A 2,918-nucleotide genomic window follows, 5' to 3' on the forward strand; every position below is an offset into this window, starting at 1 on the left:
CGCTCAGCGGCACCAGGAACGCGGTCGGATCAGGCAGCACTTTCTCCCGCACCGCCGCCAGCGTGATCTCGCCACCGTAGCTCACCGATGACTGCAGGTGGCCGCGGATGCGCTGCAGGATGCTGCTGACGCTGCCGCGGTAAGGCACCTGGATTTCCTGGCCTTCGGGCGGGGTTTCGAGCGCCGCGTCGAGCTCTTCGCTGCTGCCGTTGTCGTACAGCGTTTCCAGCACCGCCTCGGGCGAGGTCATGCCGCGGTAGATCTTTTTCTTCATGTGCGTCGCCGGATCCTCTATCACGCGGCCCGGCGCTTCGTCGGTGCCGGATAGCGCGCTGCCGAGCATTACCGTCGACGCCCCGCAGATCAGGGCGAGAAAGATATCCTTGTCGGTTTTTACGCCGCCATCGGCCATGATCGGCACGCTGTCACCGACGGCGAGATAGGCCTCGCGGATGGCCTGCAGCTGCGGCACACCGGCCGCCGTTTCCAGCCGCGTGCGGCAGCCGCGGCCCGGCCCGACCCCGACCTTGACGGCATCGGCGCCGATATCGCGCATGAAGCGCGCGCCGGCGCCGGTGGCGACGTTACCGCAAACCAGCGGCACGCTGCCAAACTTGCCCCGCAGCCCGGCGACCGCCTGCTCCATGATGACCGAGTGGCCGTGGGCGATGTCGATGAATAGCAGATCGGCGCCGGCCTCGAGCAGCGCGGCGGCCCGCTCCAGGTAATCGCCGCGCGCGCCGACCGCCGCGGCGCAGCGTAGGTGGCCGGCGCTGTCCTTGCTGGCGCCGGGCTGTTCGCGCTTGAGATTGATGTCGCGACGCGTGATCAGCCCATGGATGCGATTCTCGCCATCGATCAGCGGCAGGCGCTCGATGCGGTGTTCGAACATCAGCCGTTCGGCCTCATCAGTGGAGATGTCCGGCGCGCCGGTCACCAGGCGGGACAGCGGGGTCATGAAATCGTCGACCGGTCGATCTTCGTCAGCGCCGTGCACCGGCGTGTCGCGGTTCGAGAGCAGCCCGGCGAGCAGGTTGGAGCCGCTGGCCGTCTCGATCAGGATGCCGGTGATGCCGTTCTGCCGCGCGAAACGCCTGGCCTGGCGGATCGTGGTGCCCGCCGGCAGGCACAGCGGACTGACGATGACAGCGCTCTGGCTACGTTTCACCACGCCGACTTCGGACGCCTGGCGCTCGATGCTCATGGCGCGATGCACGACCCCAATGCCGCCGTGCATGGCCATGGCCCGCGCCATGTGGGCGCCGGTCACGCTGTCCATGTTCGACGAAACGATCGGCAGATCCAAGGCCACGCCCGCCGTCAGCAACGAGTTCACGCTGATATTGCGGCGAGTCTGCGAATCCGTCTTCTGCGGCCGGAACAGGAAATCGTCGAAGGTCCTGCCGGTCCAGAAAGCCGCCTCGTCCGGCGCCGCGGCGAAGGCGCCGTCCACGTTCTGCCACCTGTTCGTTACCATGTATCAGTCTCGGGTTATGCTGCGGTTGGACTCGGGAATATAGTCGATCTGGCCATCAAGCTACAGTCACGCGGCCGGCGCCGCGCCGGATGTCAATCGCCATGCCACTGCACACACCGATCACCGCCCACGCGACCGCGGCCAGAGTAGCTTACATCGAATTCGGCTCCGAGTTCCTCAGCCTAAGGTGACCACGACCCCGCTGCCGCGGGCGTTCTTATGCCTGCTTGTAAGCCAACGGAGCCAACGGGGTCAGAGTAGATAGTTTTCCGGGAGCGAAAAAGCAAATCGCTCTGACCCGTTTGGTGTTCGGGGGTGAGACAGCCTCGAGTCCTTGCAGCGGGGACTGCGGTGAAAAACGGCACTCAGGCAGCGAGATCAAACACCAACACTTCGGCATCGTTGCCGTGACTGATCGTGATCCGGCTTTCCGCGTGGAGCAGGAGCGCATCGCCCGAGTCGATGCGCAGACCATTGACTTCGAGCACGCCGCGCACCAGATGCACATAGGCTTTCCGTTCGGGGTCGAGCACCAGTTCCGCCGACTCCTTGCCATCGAACAAACCGGCATAGACCAGAGCGTCCGCGTGTATGGTGACCGACCCTTCCGCGCCATCGGGCGAGGCTACCAGCCGCAGTGTTCCGCGCTTCTCTTGATCGGGAATCGTCTTCTGCTCATAACTCGGCGCAATGCCGGTGACGTTGGGCGTAATCCAGATCTGCAAAAAGTGGGTGGTCTGGCCCTCGGCGTGATTGAACTCGCTGTGCGTCACGCCGCTGCCGGCACTCATGCGCTGGATGTCGCCGGGCGGAATGCCCTTGATATTGCCGATGCTGTCCTGATGCGCAAGGTTTCCCGACAGGACGTAGCTGATGATTTCCATGTCGCGGTGACCGTGTTTGCCAAAGCCGGTGCCGGGGGCCACCCGGTCCTCGTTGATCACCCGCAAGTTGCCCCAGCTCATGTGCGCCGGGTCGTGATAGCCGGCGAATGAAAACGAGTGGTAGCTCTCAAGCCAACCGTGGTTGGCGTAACCGCGATCCCGGGATTTGCGAATTGTGAGCATGTGAACCTCCTTGTCGATGAGCTGCATTGTGCGTTGGCTCGTGGGCTTGCAGGCGCTGCCATTTTGATGACAACATTCAAAATTATTGAACTAATCGACCCCCAGATGCCGACTGCCCGCGATGTATTGACGCCTGATGCCCTGGCCATGCTGCAGACCATTGCCAAGGCCGGCAGCTTTGCTGCGGCCGCCCGTGCCAGCCATATGGTGCCGAGTGCACTGACCTACCGTGTGCGGCAGATCGAAGACGCGCTGGATGTGCTGCTGTTTGATCGCAGTTCTCGGCAGGCGCGCTTGACTGAAGCCGGGGAAGAGCTACTGCGCGAGGGTGCGCGTCTGCTGGCAGACATCGATGCCGTGGCCAACCGCATCAA

General features: G+C 63.9%; 3 protein-coding genes. 1 reads left to right on the forward strand and 2 read right to left on the reverse strand.

Translation table 11 applies throughout. The annotated features are described in order from the left end of the window. Both RUW20_RS03950 and RUW20_RS03955 read right to left on the reverse strand, forming a co-directional pair. A partial coding sequence (locus tag RUW20_RS03950) for an IMP dehydrogenase (protein ID WP_313950896.1) occupies positions 1-1,477 on the reverse strand: 1,477 nt, incomplete at its 3' end. Positions 1,478-1,842: 365 nt separating this feature from the next. After that, on the reverse strand, positions 1,843-2,544 hold the full coding sequence (locus RUW20_RS03955; RefSeq protein ID WP_313950897.1) for a pirin family protein: 702 nt from the start codon (positions 2,542-2,544) through the stop codon (positions 1,843-1,845). 105 nt (positions 2,545-2,649) lie between these two features. On the opposite strand from RUW20_RS03955, the gene RUW20_RS03960 reads away from it, so the two are divergent. Next, on the forward strand, positions 2,650-2,918 hold a 269-nt coding region (locus RUW20_RS03960), incomplete at its 3' end, for a LysR family transcriptional regulator (protein ID WP_313950898.1).

Origin of the sequence: Accumulibacter sp. (assembly GCF_032229525.1) — a bacterium.
Classification (GTDB): Bacteria; Pseudomonadota; Gammaproteobacteria; order Burkholderiales; family Rhodocyclaceae; genus Accumulibacter.

What these genes read in the sequence shown, in the direction of transcription:
- RUW20_RS03955 (WP_313950897.1), bottom strand. Translation starts at nt 2,544, where the DNA reads ATGCTCACAATTCGCAAATCCCGGGATCGCGGTTACGCCAACCACGGT.